5 protein-coding genes are annotated in these 4104 nt (G+C 67.9%); all 5 read left to right on the forward strand.

What is annotated here, in order from left to right; translation table 11 throughout:
* A partial coding sequence (locus RBR29_RS10845; protein WP_320349224.1) for a FliG C-terminal domain-containing protein occupies nt 1-205 on the forward strand: 205 nt, incomplete at its 5' end.
* Complete coding sequence (locus tag RBR29_RS10850; protein WP_320349225.1) at nt 198-971, forward strand: flagellar assembly protein FliH; 774 nt, start codon at nt 198-200, stop codon at nt 969-971. The genes RBR29_RS10845 and RBR29_RS10850, both read left to right, overlap by 8 nt.
* A complete protein-coding gene (gene fliI / locus RBR29_RS10855; RefSeq protein WP_320349226.1) occupies nt 968-2440 on the forward strand; it encodes a flagellar protein export ATPase FliI in 1473 nt (490 codons plus the stop codon). Before RBR29_RS10850 ends, fliI begins: the two co-directional genes overlap by 4 nt.
* Nucleotides 2430-2879: a flagellar export protein FliJ gene (gene fliJ, locus RBR29_RS10860; protein WP_320349227.1), complete on the forward strand. Its 450-nt coding sequence runs from the start codon at nt 2430-2432 to the stop codon at nt 2877-2879. The genes fliI and fliJ overlap by 11 nt, the downstream gene beginning before the upstream one ends.
* A gap of 13 nt (nt 2880-2892) precedes the next feature.
* On the forward strand, nt 2893-4104 hold a 1212-nt coding region (locus RBR29_RS10865), incomplete at its 3' end, for a flagellar hook-length control protein FliK (protein ID WP_320349229.1).

Raw genomic sequence — 4104 nt, forward strand, 5'->3', positions numbered from 1 at the left:
GGGCGCCAGCGAAGAACTCTGCGCGAAGTTCTTCAAGAACATGTCCAACCGCGCGGCCGAAATCCTGCGCGACGATCTGGACGCCCAGGGGCCGGTCCGCATGTCCCGTGTCGAAGCCGAACAGAAGGCCATCCTGATGGTGGCCCGCAAGCTTGCCGACGCCGGCCAGATCAACCTGTCGATGGGCAACGACGAATATGTCTGACAAGTCCGGGCCTTCCATCGATCTGGCGACGCGAGCCCGCTGGCAGCGCTGGGAAATGGAATCCCTGGACGCGCTCAAGCAACCGCTCAACCGCCGCGCCAGCGATCGCGATCCGCGCCATCAGGCGGAACTCGCGCGGCGCCGCACCCAGGCACTCGCCGAGGCGCGCGCAGAAGGACTGGCGCAGGGGCGGGCCGAAGGTTTCCAGCAGGGTCACCGCGAAGGCCACGCCCAGGGTCTGGAACAAGGACGCGCCGAAGGCCACGCCCAGGGCCTGGAACAGGGGCGCGCCCAAGGCCATGCCCAGGGCCTGGAACAGGGGCACGCCGAAGGCGCCAACCTGGCCCGCGAGCAGGCCGCCCGCCTGGATGATCTGGCCCAGGCTTGCGGCGCCGCGCTCAACAACATCGAACAGGAAGTCGGCCAGTCCATCATCCAGCTGGCCGTACGCATTGCCGAGCAGGTGCTGCGCACCCATATCCGCGATCACCCCAACCACATTCTGGATCTGGTCCGCGAAGTCATGCAGGCCCGTCCCGAACAGGGCGCCGGGCTGCGGCTGCGGCTGCATCCCGAAGACCTCGAACTGGTACGCACCTTCCTGCAGCAGACGCCCGACCCCGCACGCTACATCCTGAGTGCGGACGAAAACATCACCCGTGGCGGCTGCGTGGCGGAAACCGCCCTGGGTTCCGTGGACGCCACCCTGGAAACCCGCTGGCAGCGCGTCATCGCCGCACTGGGCCAGCCAGGCAGGCAATCATGACCCAGGATGCTGCTGCGGAATACACCCCCGGCGCGCGCTGGCGAGCGCAACTGGCCGCCTGCGAACAGCGAGTCGCCGCCCGCCAACCGACCAGCCGCCAAGGGCGTGTGACACGCGCCACCGGGCTGGTGCTCGAAGCCACCGGACTGCAACTGCCGGTCGGCGCTGCCTGCAAAGTCCAGATCTCGCCCGATCAGGACCGCTGGGCCGACGCCGAAGTCGTCGGTTTTCACGCCGACACGCTTTATCTGATGCCTCAGAACGACATCACCGGCCTGCCTCCCGGGGCCCGCATCGTGCCCGCCGAAACCCTGTGGCTGGATCCAGTGCCGTTGCCTGACGGCCCCGCCGCCCTGGCCGACATCGAGTCCACCATCATCACCGACCAGGTGCGCCACCTGCCGGTCGGCCGCGCCCTGCTGGGCCGGGTTCTGGACGGCGCCGGCCGGCCGCTGGACGGCCGGCCCCTGCCCCCCGATCTGGACATGGCGCCCTTGACGGCCCAACAGATCAACCCGCTCACGCGCGCACCAGTGAACACCGTGCTGGACGTCGGCGTGCGCGCCATCAACGGCCTGTTGACCGTCGGCCGGGGGCAGCGCATGGGCCTGTTCGCAGGATCTGGGGTGGGCAAGAGCGTGCTGCTGGGCATGATGGCCCGCTACACCCAGGCCGATGTGATCGTGGTCGGCCTGATCGGCGAACGAGGCCGGGAGGTCAAGGAGTTCATCGAACTGAACCTGGGCACGGACGGGTTGGCTCGTTCCGTGGTGGTGGCCGCCCCGGCCGATGTGTCTCCCCTGTTGCGGCTGCAGGGCGCAGTCTACGCAACCCGGCTGGCGGAATTCTTCCGCGACCAGGGACAGCATGTGCTGCTGATCATGGATTCCCTGACACGCTACGCCATGGCCCAGCGCGAAATCGCCCTGGCGATCGGCGAGCCGCCGGCCACCAAGGGTTATCCACCATCCGTGTTCGCCAAACTGCCGACCCTGGTGGAACGCGCGGGCAATGGCGCCCCCCAGGGGGATCGGCCCGCCGGGTCCATTACGGCGTTCTACACCGTGCTCACCGAAGGCGACGACCAGCAGGACCCGATCGCCGATTCGGCACGCGCCATTCTGGACGGGCACATCGTCCTGTCGCGCAGCCTGGCCGAGTCCGGCCATTATCCGGCGATCGACATCGAGGCCTCGATCTCGCGGGTCATGTCCGCCATCGTGCCTGACAGCCAGTTCCGCCACGTACATCTGTTCAAGCGCATGATGTCTCGCTACCAGCGCAACCGCGACCTGATTGCCGTCGGCGCCTATACTGCGGGCAACGACCCGGAAGTCGACCAGGCCATCGAACGCCACCCGTGGCTGGAAGGCTACCTGCAGCAGGGGATCGATGTACGCGTAGACTACGCCACTGCCGTGGCCGCACTGGCCGGCGTGTTGGGACAGGAGCCGCCCCATGAGACCTGAAACACCACTGGACGTGCTGATCGATCTGGCCCAGGAAAAACTCGATGAAGCCGGGCGCAATCTGTCCGAACTCGGCCATCGGCGCCGCGAGGCCCAAAGCCAGCTGAACACGCTGGACGGCTACCGCGCCGACTATACGCGCCGCCTGCAAAGCACGACGGAACAAGGCGTATCGGCCTCGAATTACCATAACTTTAGGCAGTTTATCGCCACATTGGACGAGGCCATTTCCCAGCAAAATACGATCATCGCCCAGATTGACGTGCGCATCGAGGCGGGTCGCAAACAGTGGCACGACGAAAAACGCCGACTGAATTCCTACGAAACCCTCAAGGCGCGCCAGATCCGGCAGTTGCAATACCGCGAACAACGGCGCGAACAACGCGCCAGCGACGAAATTTCGGCCGGCCTGTACCGGCGCACCCGACAGCCGCACTGAATCCGCATACGCCATGAACATGCCCGTCCTTCCAGTCACCAGCCCCAGTCCGCCGCCCGCAGACGCTCCGGTGCGCGGCGCGGACGCCGCCGAGACGAAGGACACCCCGGCCTTCTCGAACGTGCTGTCGCAGCAGCGTGACGGCGCCAGCCGCCCGCACGAACCACGCCGCGCCAAAGACGACGGCCACGCGAACCCGGACCCATCCCAGCGTCATGACCCACTGGGTCCGGACGAAACCCTGTCGCTGATCCTTGACAGCGCCGCCCTGCCGCTGATGCAGGCTGCAGCGGTCCCTGTCGAAACCCGCCCGATCCATGCCGGCACCACCAGCGGCCAGGCTGACCACGCCGATCCGCGCGCGGCACGCCTGCCGATCGAAATCGCCGCCTGCACCCCCAGCGATACCCTCGCAGACGCTCCGGATGCCCTGCCGGCCGATACCGACGCGCCGGACCGCGCCCCCGCATGGCGCACCGACCGGGCTGCCGCAGCCACTCCCGCTGCCCGCATCCTGTCGCCTGCAGATCCGGCATCGGTCCCGGATACGCGCGAACCCAGCCGCATCCGCACGGGCACCGCTCAGCCGCAGACCGGCGGCCAGCCCCTGGTATCCCTGGCCGCGTCCGATCCTGTCGCCCCTGCCCTGTCCGCAGCCCGCCTGGACACGCGCCTGGCCGCAACGCCGGACGCCGTGCAGCTCACGCCCAGCACCATGGCACCGGCAGGCGCCGCCATCCCGCCGTCGACCGCCACGCTGCCGGCGCCTGCCGCCGCTGCTGTTACCCTGCCCACACCACTGGCCAATCCACAATGGCCCCAGGACTTCAGTCGGCAGATCCTGCATCTGACCCAGAATCTCACGGGTGCAGGCAGCACGGTGCAGATGCATGTCTCCCCGCCGGAACTCGGCCCGATTCACATCACCTTGCACGTGAGCGACTCCATCGCCCAGGCATCCTTCGTTTCGCCTCATGCCAGCGTGCGCCAGGCCCTGGAAAATGCGCTTCCCCACCTGGAACAGCAACTGGCCCAGGCGGGTCTGTCACTGGGCCAGGCGGATGTCGGCGACCAGCAGCCCGGCCAGCAGGCCCAGGGCCAGACAACGCCGGCCCGCCATGGTGAATCCTCTTTCAGCCTGGACGGTCAGGTCGCGGATTCGACGGCCCTGCCTGTCGCATCCGCCCCCCCCAGAACCCTCTCCCGTCCGGACGGGAGAGGGTTC

It is taken from the genome of Castellaniella sp. (assembly GCF_034007085.1).
Taxonomy (GTDB): domain Bacteria; phylum Pseudomonadota; class Gammaproteobacteria; order Burkholderiales; family Burkholderiaceae_B; genus Castellaniella.

Coding starts and splice junctions, on each gene's coding strand:
- RBR29_RS10850 (WP_320349225.1), top strand. CDS start 198: ATGTCTGACAAGTCCGGGCCTTCCATCGATCTGGCGACGCGAGCCCGC.
- fliJ (WP_320349227.1), top strand. CDS start 2,430: ATGAGACCTGAAACACCACTGGACGTGCTGATCGATCTGGCCCAGGAA.
- fliI (WP_320349226.1), top strand. CDS start 968: ATGACCCAGGATGCTGCTGCGGAATACACCCCCGGCGCGCGCTGGCGA.